We start from the raw sequence: 16,559 nt of genomic DNA on the forward strand, positions 1-16,559 counted from the left end.
CATGCCCCATACATTTTATCATACTAGAGAAAAGGGGGCTTCTTTATGAAAGTGTACCGTATGCAAAAGGGCGTCGTTTTAGTGGGGAAAGCGTGGGAGGTGCGGGCGAAGCTCAAGGAATACGGGCGCACATTCCGGTATGTGAAAGATTGGGTTTCCGAGCCGTAAAAGTTGAAAACTCCGCTCCTTTATATTACGGTCATTACAAAGCCTAAAAAAAGGAGTGTGCACATGAGAAAGCGCAAACTAGGTTCATCTGATTTAGAAATAAGCGAAGTCGGACTTGGCTGTATGTCCCTTGGAACCGAAAAAAATAAAGCGCTGTCGATCCTTGATGAAGCCATTGAGCTTGGCATCAACTATCTCGACACAGCTGATTTGTATGACCGCGGCCGCAATGAAGAAATCGTCGGCGAAGCGATTCAAAACAGACGCCAGGATATTATTTTGGCAACGAAAGCGGGAAACCGCTGGAGTGACGAAAGTGAAGGCTGGTATTGGGACCCTTCAAAAGCTTACATAAAAGAAGCTGTGAAAAAGAGCTTGACACGGCTGAAAACGGATTATATTGATCTGTATCAGCTTCACGGCGGCACAATAGAAGACAACATTGACGAAACGATTGAAGCATTTGAAGAATTAAAACAAGAAGGCGTCATTCGTTATTATGGGATTTCTTCTATTCGCCCGAACGTCATTAAAGAATATGTGAAAAAGTCAAACATCGTCAGCATTATGATGCAATTCAGCCTGTTTGACAGACGGCCGGAGGAATGGCTCCCGCTTTTAGAGGAACATCAGATCAGTGTCGTTGCCAGGGGCCCGGTCGCTAAAGGGCTGCTGACTGAGAAACCGCTTGAACAAACGGCTGACAGTATCAAACAAAACGGATACTTATCCTATTCGTTCGAGAAACTGACAAATGCCCGCAAAGCGATGGAGAATGTCGCGCCAGATCTGTCCATGACAGAAAAGTCGCTGCAGTATCTGTTAGCACAGCCGGCTGTCGCCTCAGTGATTACAGGCGCCAGTAAGATTGAGCAGTTACGGGAAAACGTTCATGCTGCAAACGCACGGCGTTTAAGTGAAGAGGAAATCAAAGCGCTCCAATCTGATACGGAACAAGACGTTTACGAAGCGCACCGTTCATAAGAAAACCAGCACCTGACCGGGTGCTGGTTTATTTGTATTGATGCCAATCGAGCTGGCTTTCATTGAGGAGCTGTTCAAAGCTTTTGTTTTTTTCGATCTCCTTTTTCTTTCTGATCTGTTCCGCTTTCTTTCTTTCCTGTTTCTTCTCATCCTCTTCCTTCAATTGGCTTTTCATCTGCATCAGCTTTTCTTTTATATCGGATTGAAGGTCGTCTTTTAATTGGTGTTTGTCAGCGGATTTTTGTTTTTTCATGCTCGCTTCCCCCGTGTTTTTGTTTTGAAGCCAGTTTATCATGGAGATTCAGGCTGAACAAGCAGACTCTCTTCTGAAAAACGCTGTCATATTTTTCTGCCGGCTCAGCAGCGTTTAGGTATAATGGTTTTAGAAGATTATCCATAATAGAGTTGAAAGGTGCTGTGTCTTTTGAAAAGATTCCTTTTAGCCGTCGGCGCTGTCTTGGCAGCAGTAGCTGCTATCGGTATTTGCTTCACAAATATCATTATGTTTATAAAGAAAAAAACCGACGAAGAGATTATGAAAAGAGAAACAGATGACGGGCATGATGTATTTGAATGGTTTGAACGCATGGAGAAAACGGCTTTTGTGATTCCATCGGCTTACGGATATGATATAAAAGGCTACTATGCTGCACCGCACGATACATCAAATACAATGATCATCTGCCACGGTGTCACCGTGAATGTATTAAATTCTCTCAAATATATGGATTTATTTCTTGATCTCGGCTGGAATGTGCTGATTTACGATCATCGCCGGCACGGACAAAGCGGCGGAAAGACTACAAGCTATGGTTTTTATGAAAAGGATGATTTACACGAGGTCGTCAAATGGGTGAAAGAAAAAACCGGTAACCGCGGATTGGTTGGAATTCATGGTGAATCAATGGGAGCAGTGACTGCTCTGTTGTATGCAGGCGCACATCCTGACGATGGCGCTGATTTTTATATTGCCGATTGCCCGTTTGCAAGCTTCGAGGAACAGCTTGCGTATCGTCTGAAAGCGGAATACCGGCTGCCTTCCTGGCCGATTCTTCCCATTGCCGACTCCTTTTTGCGGTTCAGGGACGGCTACCGCGCACGCGATGTCTCCCCGCTTGCCGTCATCGATACGATCGAAAAGCCGGTTCTCTTTATTCACAGCAGGCACGATGATTATATTCCTGTTTCTGCAACAGAGCGGCTTTATAAAAAAAAGCCCGGTCCAAAGGAACTCTATATTGCTGAAGCTGGAGAACACGCCATGTCGTATACAAAAAATCGGGACACGTATCGAAAAACCGCGCAAGCCTTTTTAGACAAAATAACGTAAAAAGCGAAAGGCCCCTAGCCTTTCGCTTTTCCATCATAAAACGTCGGTGATGCCATCCATATGTTCACTGATCCATTCAATCGCAAGGTCTATCGTAGTAAACTCCTGCGCTTCAAATGTCATTTCATCCTGCAAAAGCCAAACATCCTTCTCGACGGATTGCGCTCCTCCGATTGACCAGTGCAGCAGGGTGTAGGGATGGTTTTTGTTCAGAAAGGATACCCACGTTTTATTCTGTGCTGTATTCTTAATTGACTTCAGCTTTTGTTCCACGTTTCGTGTCTCCCTACTTTACTAATATGCTCATTCTTGGACTGAGCATTTGAGCCGGACTTTTCAGCGCCAGCGTTTTGGCTTTTTCATTGTAATCGATTGTCATTTGATCGTCAAAAAACACTTTTTGCGACGACTGGATATATAGCGGAATGCCGTTCGTTTCCAGCTGCTCACACTGTCCCGCTAATTCCTCTGTCACCCAGATGGTCGGTACACCGCTTACTGCGCAGCCGCATCCTTCAGCGTCATAACGGAGCTGTGCCTTTTTTCCCGGGTTGGCGTCAAGCGCCTGCTGCAGTGCCTGTTTTGCTGCATCTGTCACATGAATGTTCATAAGGTGAAACCCCCGTTTTTTTCATTTTCGCTATTGTAGCACACCACGCGTCCGTTCGCATTGTTTCTGCCTTTTTTCCACCGCTTCGCTTTTTCTTCTGCAGCCTTGATCCAATCGTTTTTTCCCTGTATGTACGGCTTGATATTGTCCGGATACTGGGCCGCGAGCTGTTTTTTGAGCGAGGCGTATTCATTCGCTATTTCCGGATGAGCTGTGAGATAATCTCTGAACACCAAATGCCGTTCAATAGCAGGATGCCCTCCCTCATAGATATGGACATGATGGGTACGCTTATTTCCGCCCTTTTGAAAATAGCGTCTGCCAATCATGCCGTTTTCTCCTTTCGGCATATAGCCGAGCTCCGCCATTTTCGAATCATATTGGTTCACGGCCGCGATATCCTTTACTGCAATCAGGATATCAATGACCGGCTTTGCCGCCATATTTGGTATCGATGTGCTTCCGACATGATGCACGTCAATGATCTCCGGGCCGAGCACAAGCTTCAGACGATCTTTTTCCTCTCTGAACAGCCTTGCCCATTCTTCATTGCAGTGAACGACTTCAACCTTTCTTTTCGGATAGAGATGAAAGACTGACAGAAAAAGCCCCTCTGACGCTTTGACGGTTTTCGTCTTTACAAACCCTGCCTGCGTATACAGCGACACTGCCGGGCTGTTTTTCTCGGCTGTTACGACCTCGATTTTCTCAGCGTCTTCGTTCTGATCAATAACAAATTGCACGAGTGCTCGTCCGATGCCTTTTCTGAAACCGTCGGGATGCACAACAAGCCTGCAAATTGTCAGCTCATGCATAAACTTCTCGTATGAAACGACACCGAGCAGTTTCCCGTCTTCCCGGTATCCCGCAAATTGCTCCTGAGAGGCTCTGATATCCTCAGCTTTTTCGTGTAAAGCAGGGATTCCGTCAAAACCGATAAGCTCCGCTTCTTTTACATAAGCTGGCTTTTGAACGTCAATAATCTCACGCGATACAGCCTCTTCCTTATGCTGAAGAAATGCAATCATTTGTTTTCTCCTGAAAACAGCCGCTGCTTCTCGACTTTGGTGATGCGGATCGCATACGATTCATACCATACGCTTTTTCCTTTCTCTTTCGCTGCCTGGTGTTCGGTGTGATGCTTCCAATGATTGATTGCGTCCATACTCTCCCAATAGGAAACTGTGATGCCGGTTCCATCCGCTCCGCGAACGCTTTCCACACCTAAAAATCCGGGCTGGCTCGCCGCAAGCGAAACCATCCGCTCTGCTGTTTCTCCATACGCTTCGTCATTTTCACTTTTGACAGAAGAAAAGATAACAGCATAATAAGGGGGCTCAGGTGTTTTTGATAAAAAATCCATAGCGGTTCCTCCTCATATGTACTTCACAAAAAGAACCCTGTCCTGGCCCGGTCCATCGTAATTTGCAAATACTGAGATGCCATTCACTGTTTTGCTACCTTTTTCAATTTCAAATCCCAGTCTTGTATGATACGCGATTGACACCTTATTTACCGGGGACGTCACGCACTTTACCCGGGTGCATCCCCTCTTCTTAACTGCTTCAATAAACACATCGTATAATTGTTTTCCAATTTGCATTTTTCTGAAATCCGGATGCACACCGGAAAAATGGATGTATGCCGTTACAGGATCTGATTGCGATTGAAATCCGATTAAAAATCCAGTCATGCTGTTATGTTCATGTGTGATAAAGCTGGTGTCCTGAAAATGTTCAAAAAATAATCGCGGGAGCTTTTCTTTCAGCTGCCTGCCGCCCCACCATTCATTCATTACAGACGTTACCATTTCATAATCTGAAGACGTGATTGTTCGAATATCCATTACGATTTGATCTCCCTCCGTCTGGCAAAACGAATGTCTCTTTTTTTCTCACAATATAAAAATTATATTTTGCCTGACTGGAATTGTAAATGCCTTCTTTTCTGTATCATACGTTTCCAGACTGCTGACGGAACGATGTTTGCTATTTTCACATCTAGTTCTCCCCCTCCAGGAGGGGGAACATTTACAGAAAAATATCAAGCACCTGATCAAGTCTCAGCTTACAGAGCTTGCCGGCGTCTCCTTTTATCCACACTGTTTTTTCAAATTCCTCATAGCGGCAGATTTTCCCGCTGCAGGTGACAATTTCGCCATCCTGAAAGCAGCTGACAGTAATATCCTGAGCAAATTCCATTGCCATGCAAAGCGTTTGGTTCATCTCCTCTAGCTTATCCGAATCAAGGATTGGCCTTTGCAGCTTCTGTTTATGGTGTTTTCTCTCAAGCAGGCTTTGTTTATGTTCAGGCAGAAACATTCGGCTTCCTTCCCACAGCAGATTGCCTCTTTTTAAATGCTCATTCATTTATAATGCCCTCCTATTTTAGCCGCTCGTTCAAACGCCTGGCCTGCCGCTGTCAGTGAGGCCGCCCTGATGATCGCCGTGTCGCCGAACCGGTTTTTAATCCCGTCCATCACATAGCCGAGGCTCATCTTCTTTGCATAATCCTGAAATAAATTAAGCTGCCATACTTCATCAGATGAGAGCTGAGAGAGATTGACCCCGAGGCGGCGGACAGGCTTCCCGTCCCAAAACTTGAGAAACAGTCTGCATACAGCCTGGTACACATCCTGCGTAGAATTGGTCGGTTCCGCCAGCTTCACTTGCCGGTTGAAGCCGGTCGGCAAATCAAAGTCAGCCCCCCTGCAGCTCACCGAAACCGTCTGCCCCATCATCCCGGCGTTTCGGCTTCGCCTGCATACCTCTTCACTCAGCTCCAGCAGAACGACTTTTATTTCTTTGTCAAAGTGTTCATAGTCTTTCGGGAGTGTCATTCCGTGGCCAATCGCTTTTTGTCCGTCCAGCGATGCCGTTGACACAGGAGAATAGTCGATTCCGTTCGCCGTCATCCACAGCACGTGTCCGTTAATGCCCCATTTCTTTTTTAAAAGCTCGAGCGGAAAAACCGCAAGCCCGCCGATCGTGCTGATGCCCATTCGATTCAAATGATGTTTCATCCGGCTCCCGACGCCAAACATACTCCCCACCGGAAGCGGCCACATCTCGGTTTTCATATTTTCTTTCGTTAACGTGAAAATACCGTTCTTATTCTTTTTGGCAAAATTGTCACACGCGATTTTGGCGAGCGCTTTATTAGGGCCGATTCCGACCCGGGCATAAATGCCGACCTCCCGCATAATTCTGTCCTGAATGCTTTTAGCAATCTCCTCGGGCGCCCCAAACAGCTTTTGGCTGCCTGTGATATCCATGAACTGCTCATCAATGGAATAGGGCTCCACGAGATCTGTATATTCCTCTAAAATGGCGGTGATTTGCAGCGATACATCAATATACCGCTGCATACGAGGCCGGAGCACAACAGCTTCAGGGCACTTTTCCTGCGCTTCCCACAGGCGTGAGGCATTGGCTACCCCTTTTTGTTTCGCCAGCGGGCATGCAGCCAATACAACTCCGCCCCGCCTTTCCGGATCACCCGAAACAATCACCGGCTGATTTTTCAAATGTGGATTTTCCGCTTTCTCTACAGATGCATAAAACGATTGCATGTCAACGAGAAAAATCACTTTTTCTTTCATCATACACACCTCTAAAAAGAACTTATGTTCGCTTTCGCTATTATATGCGAAAATATGTTCGATTTATACTGGTAAATGATTCTTGTCTGACAGAAAATATGATGCAAGGGTTTGAGAGAAGGAAAACATTTAGTAGAATGAAAGCGAACCATAAAGATAGGAGAGTCAAAATGGAGAAATTTGTTGAAAAAATGCTGGGACAGGCATTGCGCCAATACGGCCGAAATGTTGCCGTTGATCCGTTAAGCCCATATGAAAAACAAAGCCTGAAAGCTGCTTTAGAGGAAAGACAAAATGAAGATCCAGATGAGGACCTGCATGCGCATATAGAGGATATCATTTATGACTACGTCACAAACCAAGGGCTGTTTTCTTAGTGTCATGCACCTTCATTGTTGGAGAAATTTCGTATTTCTGTTTGCGTATGGCCAGAAGGGACGCCGCTGATATCGACGGGAAGCGCCCCTTCTCATATAGGGACGCTCAAGCCCATCAGCATAAACTTTAGCCTGATGCCCCGTCTCACTCAGCATTTCAGGAACCCCGCCGATATGAGCTACAGCCTGATAGGTCAACGTCTTTAAACGGAAATCCGTTTGATTCTCCCGCATTCCTGATATCTTTAAACTGCCCGGGCATTTCTGCTGAATGAGAATTGCACTTTCATGGTGAGATATAAGCGCCGGACAAAAAATCCGAGTACTTCAACCTCTGCTTCAACGGCGTAAACGCCATCGTCAACCTTGAAACATGAACCATTCAAAAACAAAGGTCATCCTGCGCACCCATAGTGTAATACAATCCCTTATAAACCGGTAAGTAAAAATATTTAATCCTCCGTTGGATAAGGAAATTTTTTCATGTATGATAGAAAAAGATCTTACTAACAGGAGAGAACAATAGACATGAAGACATGGAAAGATATCCACCCAATCAGCTGGACAATTATTATCGGAACCATTTTTGGCAGGATGGCAACATCGATGAGCATTCCGTTTTTAGCGATTTATTTAACATCTGTCCAAGGCGCATCAGCGTCCTACGCGGGGCTTGTCATTGCGGCGAGCTCATCAGTCGGTATCATTGCAAGCTTTTATGGCGGATATATCTCGGACAAATTCGGCAGAAAGAACATGATGCTTGTATCCATTTTCGGCTGGATGCTGGTGTTTGCAGGGTTTGCGGCCGCTTCTCACCTCTGGGTATTTTTTGTGGTAAATGCGTTAAACGGACTTTGTAAATCACTGTTTGAACCTGCTTCAAAAGCTTTGCTGTCAGATATGACAGAAGAAAAAACAAGATTGCTGGTTTTTAATTTACGGTATGCAGCCATTAATATCGGCGTTGTCTTCGGCCCTGTGCTCGGTCTGCACTTTGGTTCATCACAATCTACCGCTCCTTTTTTGGTGCCCGCGGTGATTTATGGGATGTACGGTGTCATCCTTGCCATCCAATTTAAAAAGCATCCACCCGCGACATTAGAACAATCCAGAAATCTGAACGTTCGGGAAGCGTTTATGGTAACGCAAAAGGACCGTCTTTTTACAGTTGCTCTTATCGGCATTACACTATGCAGCTTCGGCTATTCGCAGTTCAGCTCTACATTCCCGCAATATATGGCGCAAAATCCTTTTATCGAAAATGGGACAAAATTGTACGGCTTGATGCTGACATTAAACGCAATTGTTGTTTTGGCAACACAGTTTCCCATCGTCCACCTTGGTAAACGGTTTTCGCCGCTTTGCTCCCTGATGCTCGGCAATATCATGATCAGCGCCAGCATGATGATCCTTACCATGTCACACGGAGTTTCTTCACTTGTTATCATTGTGATTGCATTTACAATTGGAGAAGTGCTCTTATTCTGTATGATGGATTTGTTTGTAGACCAGATTGCAAAACCCGGATTAAAAGGAACGTATTTCGGAGCGATCGGCTTTTCGCAGTTTGGGAATGTGATTGGCCCTTGGGCCGGCGGCTTATGTATAGATGCATTTGGTGCCGGGCATCCAAGTTCCATTTTTTCTGTCCTTAGCGGCATCACCCTGCTTGGCCTGCCGTTTTTAGTGTTTGCCTATCGGAGGATGAAAGCGGGAATCACTGAGCAGCAACCCGGACTGGGGAAGCCGCTTTAACACAAGAAGACGGGAGAGAATCGCTCTCTCCCGCAAAAACGAGGTGATGAAATATGAATATAGGTGATATCATGTTTCAGCTGATCGTATTTTTCATGTTTGCCGCTGTTATCTCGGCGGCTGTGATCGGCTCTACATATGCGAAAAACCGTAAAGCACAGCTGGACCGAATCGAAAAAAAGCTTAACAGCATGTCCGAAGACCAAAACGATTAACCGCTTGGGGCAACGAGCTCTACCTTGATCCGGTCAGGGTCCTCACAATAAACTGCATAATGCCCGTCTCCTCCGGCAAAAGGATGCCGGTCCCGGTACAGCACACGATAGCCTTTCGCCATCAATTTTTCAGTCATCAGGTCGACTTGAAGCTTGATTTCAGCTGAAACGCGAGATGGTTCAGGCCGACACGGCACCTGTGATATTTCGGCTCTAGACATTCTTCTTTTGCCTGAACAATCACAAGGTAAAAGTGATCTTTCTTCCAGCTGATGCCGGAACTCCATTTTGAAACTCTTTATAGCCGCTTCCAAATCGGAGACATACAGTTCAATATGGTGCATAATGATCACACCCTTCTCACTAACACTTCTTCTACCTTATGCCGGTCTCCCTTTCGCAATATTAAATCTGACCTGAATTTAGTCGGCAAAATATTTTCATATAAATTAGGGCGGTTGACACTCTCCCAAATCGAGGTTGCCATCTCGTCAGCCTCCTGGTCAGACAGGTCTTTAAATTTATGAAAATACGAGTCCGGATTTTGAAAGGCTGTTTCCCGAAGAAGGCGGAAACGCTCTAAATACCAGGTAAGAATCCGGCTTTCGTCCGCATCTACGTAAATTGAAAAATCAAAGAAATCGGAAACAAAGATGCGTGGATTTTCCCGGTCATCCTCCAAGGTCGGCGATTGAAGAACATTAATCCCTTCGATGATCACGATATCAGCCTGTTCTACAACCCCGAACACACCTTCCTCGCGGTCATAGGTTAAATGAGAATATACCGGGGCCTTTACTCTTTCTTTTCCTGACTTTACGTCATTCAAAAATTCGAGGAGCGCTTTCACATCATAACTTTCAGGAAATCCTTTTCTTGACAGCAAGTTTTTCTTCTTCAGCTCAGCTGTAGGAAATAAAAAGCCGTCTGTCGTGATCAGGCTGACCTTGGGGCGATCCGGCAAACGTGAAAGCAGCTTCTGCAAAATCCGCGCTGTCGTGCTTTTCCCGACTGCGACACTGCCGGCAATGCCGATGATAAACGGAATTTTGGCTGAATGAGGGTGCTTCAAAAAAACATTGACATGCTTATTTCGTTCGGCAGCGGACTTGACATGCAAATGAAGCAGGCGAACAAGCGGAATATAGATCGTCTCCACTTCCTCTACGGATAGATGATCATTCAGCCCTTCAACAGCTTTTGCCTCTTCTTCAGAAACAGCAATCGACAAATGGCCCCCAAATCCTGACCAAGACTGCCGGCTGTGCTGTGTATATAAAGTATGTAAATTAAGCTCTTTATTTTTCACTGTTTACACCTGACTCTCTGTAGCTTTAAACAAACGCTTACAAAGATTGTAACGGAAAACATTCCTACTGTCTGCTTATTTTTTCAATTTACCTTTTTAACAAGTCAGCACCGATTCGGTTATATGCAGTCATTTCTTCTTTCGGAACCATACTGCCTCCCGTTCCCCAGACAACATGTACGGCATTTTTCATGCTGTGACGCAGATCATTTTCAAACATGTCGTGTTTCCCGGTTTCCGATAAAAACAGCTGAACAGGCCCGAACATACCGGCAAGCGCAGACGGCTCTAAATGCTTATTTTCAGATAAAGCCAGCAAATGAAGCAAAGTATACAGCGTTTCGTCTTCAATTGTATAACAGCCGCTCAGCAAAGGTTCTATCAGATTGCCGACAAATCCTGATGGACGCCCTACGGCAAGCCCGTCAGCAGCCGTTACATTATCCAAGCCGATATCCTGCACAGAGATCTGGTCATGCAAGCCGGAATATAGACCTAAGAGCATAGACGGTGAATGGGTAGGCTCCCCGAAAAATACATGGACATGGTTTCCGTACAATAGCTTCAGTCCAAATGCCACACCGCCCGGCCCTCCGCCGACTCCGCAAGGCAAATACACAAACAGCGGTGTTTCAGGACCAGGCTCGATATCCATTAAGCTGAGCTGTGTTTTTAAACGACTGGCCGCTACCGCATATCCTAGGAACAGCTGGCGGGAATGTTCATCATCAATAAAATAACAGAATGGATCTTGTTCCGCCTGCCGCCGTCCTTCTTTAACCGCTTCACTGTAATCTGATTCGTACTCGATTACGGTGACGCCCTTTTTGCGAAGTAAATCCTTCTTCCACTGCTTAGCGTCGGAGGACATATGCACCGTCACTCGAAAACCTAGTTTGGCGCCAATGATGCCGATGCTTAAACCAAGATTGCCTGTTGAGCCGACAGCAATGGAATAGCGTGAGAAAAATGAAGTGAACCGCTCTTCGTGCAAGATGCGGTAATCATCTGTTTCCTTAAGCATTCCTTCTTGAAGCGCAAGATCCTCCGCATGTTTCAGCACTTCATAAATACCGCCGCGTGCTTTAATCGATCCCGAAATCGGAAGCTCATGATCGCACTTTAAAAGCCATCTCCCCGGAAACGTTTCGCCATACACTTCCTCCAGCTTCTTTTTCATATGGCGTATTTCAAAAAGCGGCGATTCAATCATCCCTTCGGCAGCTTTTGTTTCCGGAAACGCCTCGGCAATATAAGGAGCAAACCGCCGAAGTCTTTTGTCCGCCTCGGCTATCTCGCTTTCCCACTCAGCCGCTTGTAATACCATCCCCTCTTTCTTGCCGGGATTAGCCCAGAATACCGGTCGTGCATCAATCAATTTCTGAATAAATGGATCTTTTATCAGATTAAGCAAAGTTTCTTGATTTATCGACATCAGCCATTTCTCCTTCCTGTAACAAATGTATATCTTTATAAAAAACTGCCTGCAAACACACCAAAAGGCGCCTCACACAGGCAGTTCCATGCTTATTTTTTCATGAACACCCGTCCAGCCAGCTTTTCCACAAGGGCTGGAAACAGCTGATATAGCTTTGTGCCGGCATTCATCAAACGAGGAAGGTTGATTTCACGTTTGTTCGTCATAATGGCAGACGCGATTTGTGCTGCCACATCATCTGGGTCAAGCATCCAGCGTTCGACATTTTTGACATAGTCTCCGCCTTTGTCAGCAATAGAAAAAAAGTCAGTCTGAATCGGCCCTGGATTGACTGTCGTCACATAGACGCCCGTGCCCGCCAGCTCCATACGCAAAGCGTTTGAATAGCCGAGCACTGCATGTTTTGTCGCTGAATAAAGGCTGGATTTCGGCGTGGCAATTTTCCCTGCCTGAGAGGCAATATTGATGATATGGCCGCTTTTTTGCTCAAGCATATGCGGAAGAACAGCTTTTGTACAGGCGATCAGACCGAAAACATTGACATCAAACATTGATTTCATCTCATCAAGTGTAGAGTCTAAAACCGTTTCAAAAATACCGAAGCCTGCATTATTGATCAGCACATCAACCGGACCGATCTGATCACGGACGAGGGTGATATCTTCAAGACGGGAGACATCCAGAGGGAAAATATCACATTGTCCGCTCCATTCCTCGGTCATTTTTCTTTTGATTTCCTTCAAACGATCCTCACGTCTTGCCGACAGCAAAACATGGGCTCCTTCAGCCGCACATAAATAAGCGATTCTTTCACCAAGCCCTCCGGAAGCACCTGTAATCCAAATACGCTTGCCAGCTATATTTTTCACCCTGTTCACCTCTCTATTGCTCTAAAGTATGCGGTTTTTCCATCCCAATATGACGTGATGCCTGCTTCGGCTGCCAATATATCAAGATGCCCAACCGTTTCTGACATCGTTAAAAACAACTCTTTTTCATAAACGGCAGGAAAGAGCTGCTGACAGACCTGAAAAGCGGTAAGCGGTTTTTCCGACAGCATTTGACGCACATCCTCGGTTCGGCTGCTCTGCTTGTCAAACCGCTTCTTGATCAGTGCTCGTACATTGCCAATCATCTCGCCATGACCGGGAAACACTGTGTTCGGGGCAAGTTCAGACAGCCTCCGCAACGACCGCTGATAATCCAGTAAAGGCTCCGATCTTTTTTCTCCCGTTTTTGGCGCTTCAAGAATCGGGTTAGACGAGCTGTTCGCCAGCAACAAATCACCGCCAAGCATTCTTCCGGTCTTTTCATGAAAGAGAACAATATGCGACTCTGCATGTCCGGGCATTTCCAGAACAGTCCAGTCACCCATCCCGTCAATTTTCATCCCTTCCGTAACCGTTTGGGTCAAGGATCTTGTACAGGAAAATGCGTACGCCGACCGGATGAGCCTTTCTGCTTTCACATCATCAAATGGAACGCCTAACTCAGGCAGCAGCTTTTGAAAAAAATGTTTTTGCCACTCCATAAATGCCTTGTCTCTGCTGATATATGGTTCGTTAAACGGATGTCCAATCACTTTAATATCATCAGAAAAAACATCAAGCAACCCCGCATGATCCGCGTGATGGTGAGTCAGCACGATCTGCTCAATATCTGACATTTCTATATGTATACTAGCAAGCTGCTCTTTTAGGACTTCAGCTGCTTCTTTAGTGTTCGGTCCGGCATCGATCAGTGTCAGCGCGTCACCTTTCACTATGTAAACGATGACATCACCGACGGCAAACGGTGTCGGGACGCGAATCGGAATGATATCTGCAGTTGTCATTCTTTTGCTCCTTGTCTTCATTCATTACTCATATTTTAGCTTTTTCTCGGTCTTGTGTCATTATTGTGCCGTATGAGAATGTCCCTTTTTGAAAAAGCTATTGACATTAGCTTATCCCCCATTGCATAATGAACAACAACTAAAATGAGAACCATTGGAACGCTATGACGAGGAATAGTATACAGGCAATGGCCAGAGAGAGCGATATCCCCAGGCTGAAAGGTATCGCGGCCCGCTTGTTTGTAGAACCTGCCCTCAAGTCGCGGTTAGGAAAACCTAAACGTTTCCCGCGTTACGGGATTTGAGCTGAGCACAAGTTGTGCTAATAAGGGTGGTACCGCGAACCTTTTCGTCCTTTATGTGATGAAAAGGTTTTTTGTTGTTCTGATAGAAGGAGGATATCCATGAAAAAGATAGGATTTGTCGGCGCCGGGTCCATGGCTGAAGCAATGATCAACGGCTTTTTGCAAAGCGGCATTACAAAACCTGAAAATATTTATATCACAAACAGGTCAAACGAAGAGAGACTGAATGAATTAAAGGAAATGTACGGCGTGCGTCCATGCAGGGATAAGAGCGAGTTTTTCACACAAACTGATATCGTCGTTCTCGCTTTTAAGCCTAAGGATGCGGCAGAGAGCATTGACAGCATTCGTTCTTACATGAAGGATCAGCTTGTCATTTCTGTGCTTGCAGGCCTTACCATCGAAACCATTCAGCATTATTTCGGCAGAAAGCTTGCTGTCATACGGGTGATGCCGAATACTTCAGCTGCCATCAGAAAATCAGCAACCGGATTTTCCGTAAGCACTGAAGCAAGCCAAGACGATATCACGGCGGCTACAGCATTGCTAGAAACAATCGGTGACGCCACATTGGTTGAGGAGCAGCACCTTGATGCCGTTACCGCGATAGCAGGCAGCGGTCCCGCTTACCTGTATCGCTATATCGAAGCGATGGAAAAAGCGGCGCAAAAGGTCGGTTTAGATGAGGAAACGGCTAAAAAACTGATCCTGCAGACAATGGCAGGCGCTACAGACATGCTTCGTCAAAGCGGAAAACAGCCCGCACAGCTGCGCAGGGAGATTACGAGCCCAGGGGGAACAACAGAGGCAGGCCTTCGCGCTTTAACGGAAGCCAGCTTTGAAGAAGCGATCATTCATTGTATTGAAGAAACAGCCAAACGCAGCGCTGAAATCAAAGAGCAATTTGCCGGAGCCGCCTTAGAGAAGCATTTATAGAAAAAAACACAAGACAGAAGGCAAAGCGCTTTCTGTCTTCTTTTATCTTAAGGCTGGCTGGCAGCTTCTGATTGTTTTAATAATGCAGAGATTGTAAAGGAAAGCAAGTCGGGAAGCACCTCAAAGGAATAAGGCACATACAGTCTTTCTGTCCATTTGTGCGGGTCTTTTCCAGCCGGGCCGACATTTAATACCGGGACATACAGCGCCTTGTCTTTACTGCCGGGAAGTGAATATCCTCTGTTAAAGAGCGGCATATTGCTTGTGTATGCACCAACCTCCTGTTTTTCCAGCTGAAGATAGCTCAAATCCGAGAGTCCTGGGAAATACTGCACCTCCCGTAAAGCAATGCCGTACCTGTCAGCTGCATATTGAATGAGCTTGCCAGCAGTATTCTTGATTATCTGATCGTTCTTTGATGACACTGCCGGGTAAAATGGAGGGCTGTAAAAGAGAACGATGAGCGGCGCATCTTCCTTACACAGCGCTGCGAGCTCAGATACAATTCTAGTCGAAAAATCCCTGTCTCCAAGATCTCCCCTGTTTGCATAAGTGAAATTCAGCACCCGTTCTGTTTCCGAGCTTCCGACACGCCGTTTCGCACGTGCAAGCAGCTCATCAAATGTAAAAACAGAGACAGTTCGTTCAATTGGATGAAATGGCTCAAACTTCTGGAAATCACGTGTTTTCTGCTGAATATGGTTTGAAATCTTCTCTGCCGCCTGCTCTGCGGTTTTCCGCAGCATGTCATGCAGCTCACTCGCGGAGCGCTTCATTGTCAGTACATTAAATAACGTAACGGCCGTATGCGGTGTTTGGACGGAATATGCCTCCTTCAAGTCCTTTTGCATTAAGTTTACCGGCGGCGGGGTGACTTCCCCGTCAGCCATTTCGCAGTAATTCACGTTCAGTTCCAGCAGACGGTTGATCTCAGAAACCATTAAATTTGCATTTAAACCGGAAAACGGCTCTCCGACATGCGTCTCTATCCCTTTGCAGAAAAACCCTGCGAGAACCTTGCCGATGCTTCCTGAATACACATATTGCTGCTGGTCGCCCGGAAACTTTTCAAACATCGGTTCGCTATTCAAACAAGCAGTGTATGTAAGATGATATTTTTTCCCCATTTCTTTCAACGCAGGAACGGCTTCGATCATTCCCCTTGAATTCACTTCCTCGTCAGGAACCGAAATCAAAAGCACATTCCCATCAAAATGACCATTCATTGCCCGCTCAAGCATCGACAGCTGAACAGCCAGCCCCGCTTTCATATCCATCGTGCCTCTCCCGAACAGCCAGTCGCCGCTTTCCGCGTCTGTTCTCACATGTTCAGGAAGCAACTCTTTTTTCTCTAAAAAGGAGTTCAAAAGCTCAGCCGGCTTACAAGCCATATGCTTGAATTCTCCGTAGTCCTCTATGTCCACGACGTCAAAATGGCTCAGCAAGAGCACCGTCTGTTTGACATCTTTCTTTTTGACAAGCGCTGTCAAAAACGTTCTGCCGTCTTCCATCGGATGGAGTGTTACATGATCAGGGTTATTTTGAAAATAAGGCTTGTCCTTTAAAAGATGATAAAGATATTCTGCAAGTGCGGCCTCCCCTTTCGAACCGGTGATACTTTCATACTGGACAAGAGAAGTTAAAAGGGTAAGCAAATCATCCTTAGTCTGCCAATTCATCATTTCCGCCCTCCT

19 protein-coding genes and 2 pseudogenes are annotated in these 16,559 nt (G+C 45.9%); 7 read left to right on the top strand and 14 right to left on the bottom strand.

Features of this window, described 5'->3' with window-relative positions; all coding sequences use genetic code 11:
• Positions 1-45 precede the first annotated feature (45 nt).
• Positions 46-168 (top strand): Z-ring formation inhibitor MciZ, encoded by a 123-nt coding sequence (gene mciZ, locus P3L57_RS11810; RefSeq protein ID WP_024121940.1) that lies wholly within the window; start codon positions 46-48, stop codon positions 166-168.
• 63 nt (positions 169-231) lie between these two features.
• On the top strand, positions 232-1,152 hold the full coding sequence (locus P3L57_RS11815) for an aldo/keto reductase (RefSeq protein WP_069487222.1): 921 nt from the start codon (positions 232-234) through the stop codon (positions 1,150-1,152).
• Between the two features lie 28 nt (positions 1,153-1,180).
• Here the strand turns inward: P3L57_RS11815 and P3L57_RS11820 are convergent, their stop codons facing one another.
• Positions 1,181-1,405 (bottom strand): YqkE family protein, encoded by a 225-nt coding sequence (locus P3L57_RS11820; protein ID WP_044154759.1) that lies wholly within the window; start codon positions 1,403-1,405, stop codon positions 1,181-1,183.
• A gap of 171 nt (positions 1,406-1,576) precedes the next feature.
• Here P3L57_RS11820 and P3L57_RS11825 point away from each other — a divergent pair, with 171 nt between their 5' ends.
• Complete coding sequence (locus tag P3L57_RS11825) at positions 1,577-2,482, top strand: alpha/beta hydrolase (protein ID WP_069487221.1); 906 nt, start codon at positions 1,577-1,579, stop codon at positions 2,480-2,482.
• 33 nt (positions 2,483-2,515) lie between these two features.
• Here the strand turns inward: P3L57_RS11825 and P3L57_RS11830 are convergent, their stop codons facing one another.
• The 7 genes and pseudogenes from P3L57_RS11830 to P3L57_RS11860 all read right to left on the bottom strand — a co-directional run bounded on the left by P3L57_RS11830 (position 2,516) and on the right by P3L57_RS11860 (position 6,696).
• Positions 2,516-2,755, bottom strand: coding sequence for a DUF2552 family protein (locus P3L57_RS11830; protein WP_044154756.1), 240 nt, complete (start codon positions 2,753-2,755; stop codon positions 2,516-2,518).
• Positions 2,756-2,768: 13 nt separating this feature from the next.
• Complete coding sequence (locus P3L57_RS11835) at positions 2,769-3,092, bottom strand: iron-sulfur cluster biosynthesis family protein (RefSeq protein ID WP_024121945.1); 324 nt, start codon at positions 3,090-3,092, stop codon at positions 2,769-2,771.
• Positions 3,089-4,120 carry a bifunctional GNAT family N-acetyltransferase/GrpB family protein gene (locus tag P3L57_RS11840; RefSeq protein ID WP_069487220.1) on the bottom strand — a complete coding sequence of 344 codons (1,032 nt, stop codon included), beginning with the start codon at positions 4,118-4,120 and terminating at the stop codon, positions 3,089-3,091. Before P3L57_RS11840 ends, P3L57_RS11835 begins: the two co-directional genes overlap by 4 nt.
• Positions 4,098-4,455, bottom strand: a pseudogene (locus P3L57_RS11845) (antibiotic biosynthesis monooxygenase family protein). The gene P3L57_RS11840 and the pseudogene P3L57_RS11845 overlap by 23 nt, the downstream one beginning before the upstream one ends.
• A gap of 12 nt (positions 4,456-4,467) precedes the next feature.
• Positions 4,468-4,938 (bottom strand): GNAT family N-acetyltransferase, encoded by a 471-nt coding sequence (locus P3L57_RS11850; RefSeq protein WP_044154753.1) that lies wholly within the window; start codon positions 4,936-4,938, stop codon positions 4,468-4,470.
• A gap of 184 nt (positions 4,939-5,122) precedes the next feature.
• Positions 5,123-5,461, bottom strand: a complete 339-nt coding sequence (locus P3L57_RS11855) for a YolD-like family protein (RefSeq protein ID WP_024121949.1) — start codon at positions 5,459-5,461, stop codon at positions 5,123-5,125.
• A complete protein-coding gene (locus tag P3L57_RS11860; RefSeq protein WP_082687967.1) occupies positions 5,458-6,696 on the bottom strand; it encodes a DNA polymerase IV in 1,239 nt (412 codons plus the stop codon). The genes P3L57_RS11855 and P3L57_RS11860 overlap by 4 nt, the downstream gene beginning before the upstream one ends.
• A gap of 167 nt (positions 6,697-6,863) precedes the next feature.
• On the opposite strand from P3L57_RS11860, the gene P3L57_RS11865 reads away from it, so the two are divergent.
• From P3L57_RS11865 to P3L57_RS11875, 3 genes are all read left to right on the top strand, one after another.
• Entirely contained in the window at positions 6,864-7,070 is a 207-nt protein-coding gene (locus P3L57_RS11865) for a YqzH family protein (protein WP_024121951.1), read from the top strand.
• Positions 7,071-7,598: 528 nt separating this feature from the next.
• A complete protein-coding gene (locus tag P3L57_RS11870; protein ID WP_069487218.1) occupies positions 7,599-8,828 on the top strand; it encodes an MDR family MFS transporter in 1,230 nt (409 codons plus the stop codon).
• 53 nt (positions 8,829-8,881) lie between these two features.
• Entirely contained in the window at positions 8,882-9,043 is a 162-nt protein-coding gene (locus tag P3L57_RS11875) for a hypothetical protein (protein WP_024121954.1), read from the top strand.
• Here P3L57_RS11875 and P3L57_RS11880 read toward each other — a convergent pair.
• The 5 genes and pseudogenes from P3L57_RS11880 to P3L57_RS11900 all read right to left on the bottom strand — a co-directional run bounded on the left by P3L57_RS11880 (position 9,040) and on the right by P3L57_RS11900 (position 13,624).
• Positions 9,040-9,387: pseudogene (locus P3L57_RS11880) on the bottom strand (VOC family protein). The gene P3L57_RS11875 and the pseudogene P3L57_RS11880 sit on opposite strands and share 4 nt — an antisense overlap.
• A 5-nt stretch (positions 9,388-9,392) precedes the next feature.
• Entirely contained in the window at positions 9,393-10,352 is a 960-nt protein-coding gene (gene coaA / locus P3L57_RS11885) for a type I pantothenate kinase (protein WP_069487217.1), read from the bottom strand.
• Between the two features lie 88 nt (positions 10,353-10,440).
• Positions 10,441-11,787: a D-serine ammonia-lyase gene (gene dsdA / locus P3L57_RS11890; protein ID WP_069487216.1), complete on the bottom strand. Its 1,347-nt coding sequence runs from the start codon at positions 11,785-11,787 to the stop codon at positions 10,441-10,443.
• Between the two features lie 92 nt (positions 11,788-11,879).
• Complete coding sequence (locus tag P3L57_RS11895; protein WP_069487215.1) at positions 11,880-12,659, bottom strand: SDR family NAD(P)-dependent oxidoreductase; 780 nt, start codon at positions 12,657-12,659, stop codon at positions 11,880-11,882.
• A 5-nt stretch (positions 12,660-12,664) separates the two neighbouring features.
• Positions 12,665-13,624 carry an MBL fold metallo-hydrolase gene (locus P3L57_RS11900; protein WP_069487214.1) on the bottom strand — a complete coding sequence of 320 codons (960 nt, stop codon included), beginning with the start codon at positions 13,622-13,624 and terminating at the stop codon, positions 12,665-12,667.
• 404 nt (positions 13,625-14,028) lie between these two features.
• On the opposite strand from P3L57_RS11900, the gene proC reads away from it, so the two are divergent.
• Positions 14,029-14,865 carry a pyrroline-5-carboxylate reductase gene (proC, locus tag P3L57_RS11905; RefSeq protein WP_069487213.1) on the top strand — a complete coding sequence of 279 codons (837 nt, stop codon included), beginning with the start codon at positions 14,029-14,031 and terminating at the stop codon, positions 14,863-14,865.
• 47 nt (positions 14,866-14,912) lie between these two features.
• On the opposite strand, the gene P3L57_RS11910 is transcribed toward proC, so the two are convergent.
• The gene (locus P3L57_RS11910) at positions 14,913-16,544 is read right to left on the bottom strand and encodes a M20/M25/M40 family metallo-hydrolase (RefSeq protein WP_069487406.1); all 1,632 of its coding nucleotides are present in this window, start codon (positions 16,542-16,544) and stop codon (positions 14,913-14,915) included.
• Between the last annotated feature and the right edge of the window lie 15 nt (positions 16,545-16,559).

The sequence above is a fragment of the Bacillus sp. B28 genome, assembly GCF_029536185.1.
In the GTDB taxonomy this organism is placed as follows: Bacteria; Bacillota; Bacilli; order Bacillales; family Bacillaceae; genus Bacillus; species Bacillus halotolerans.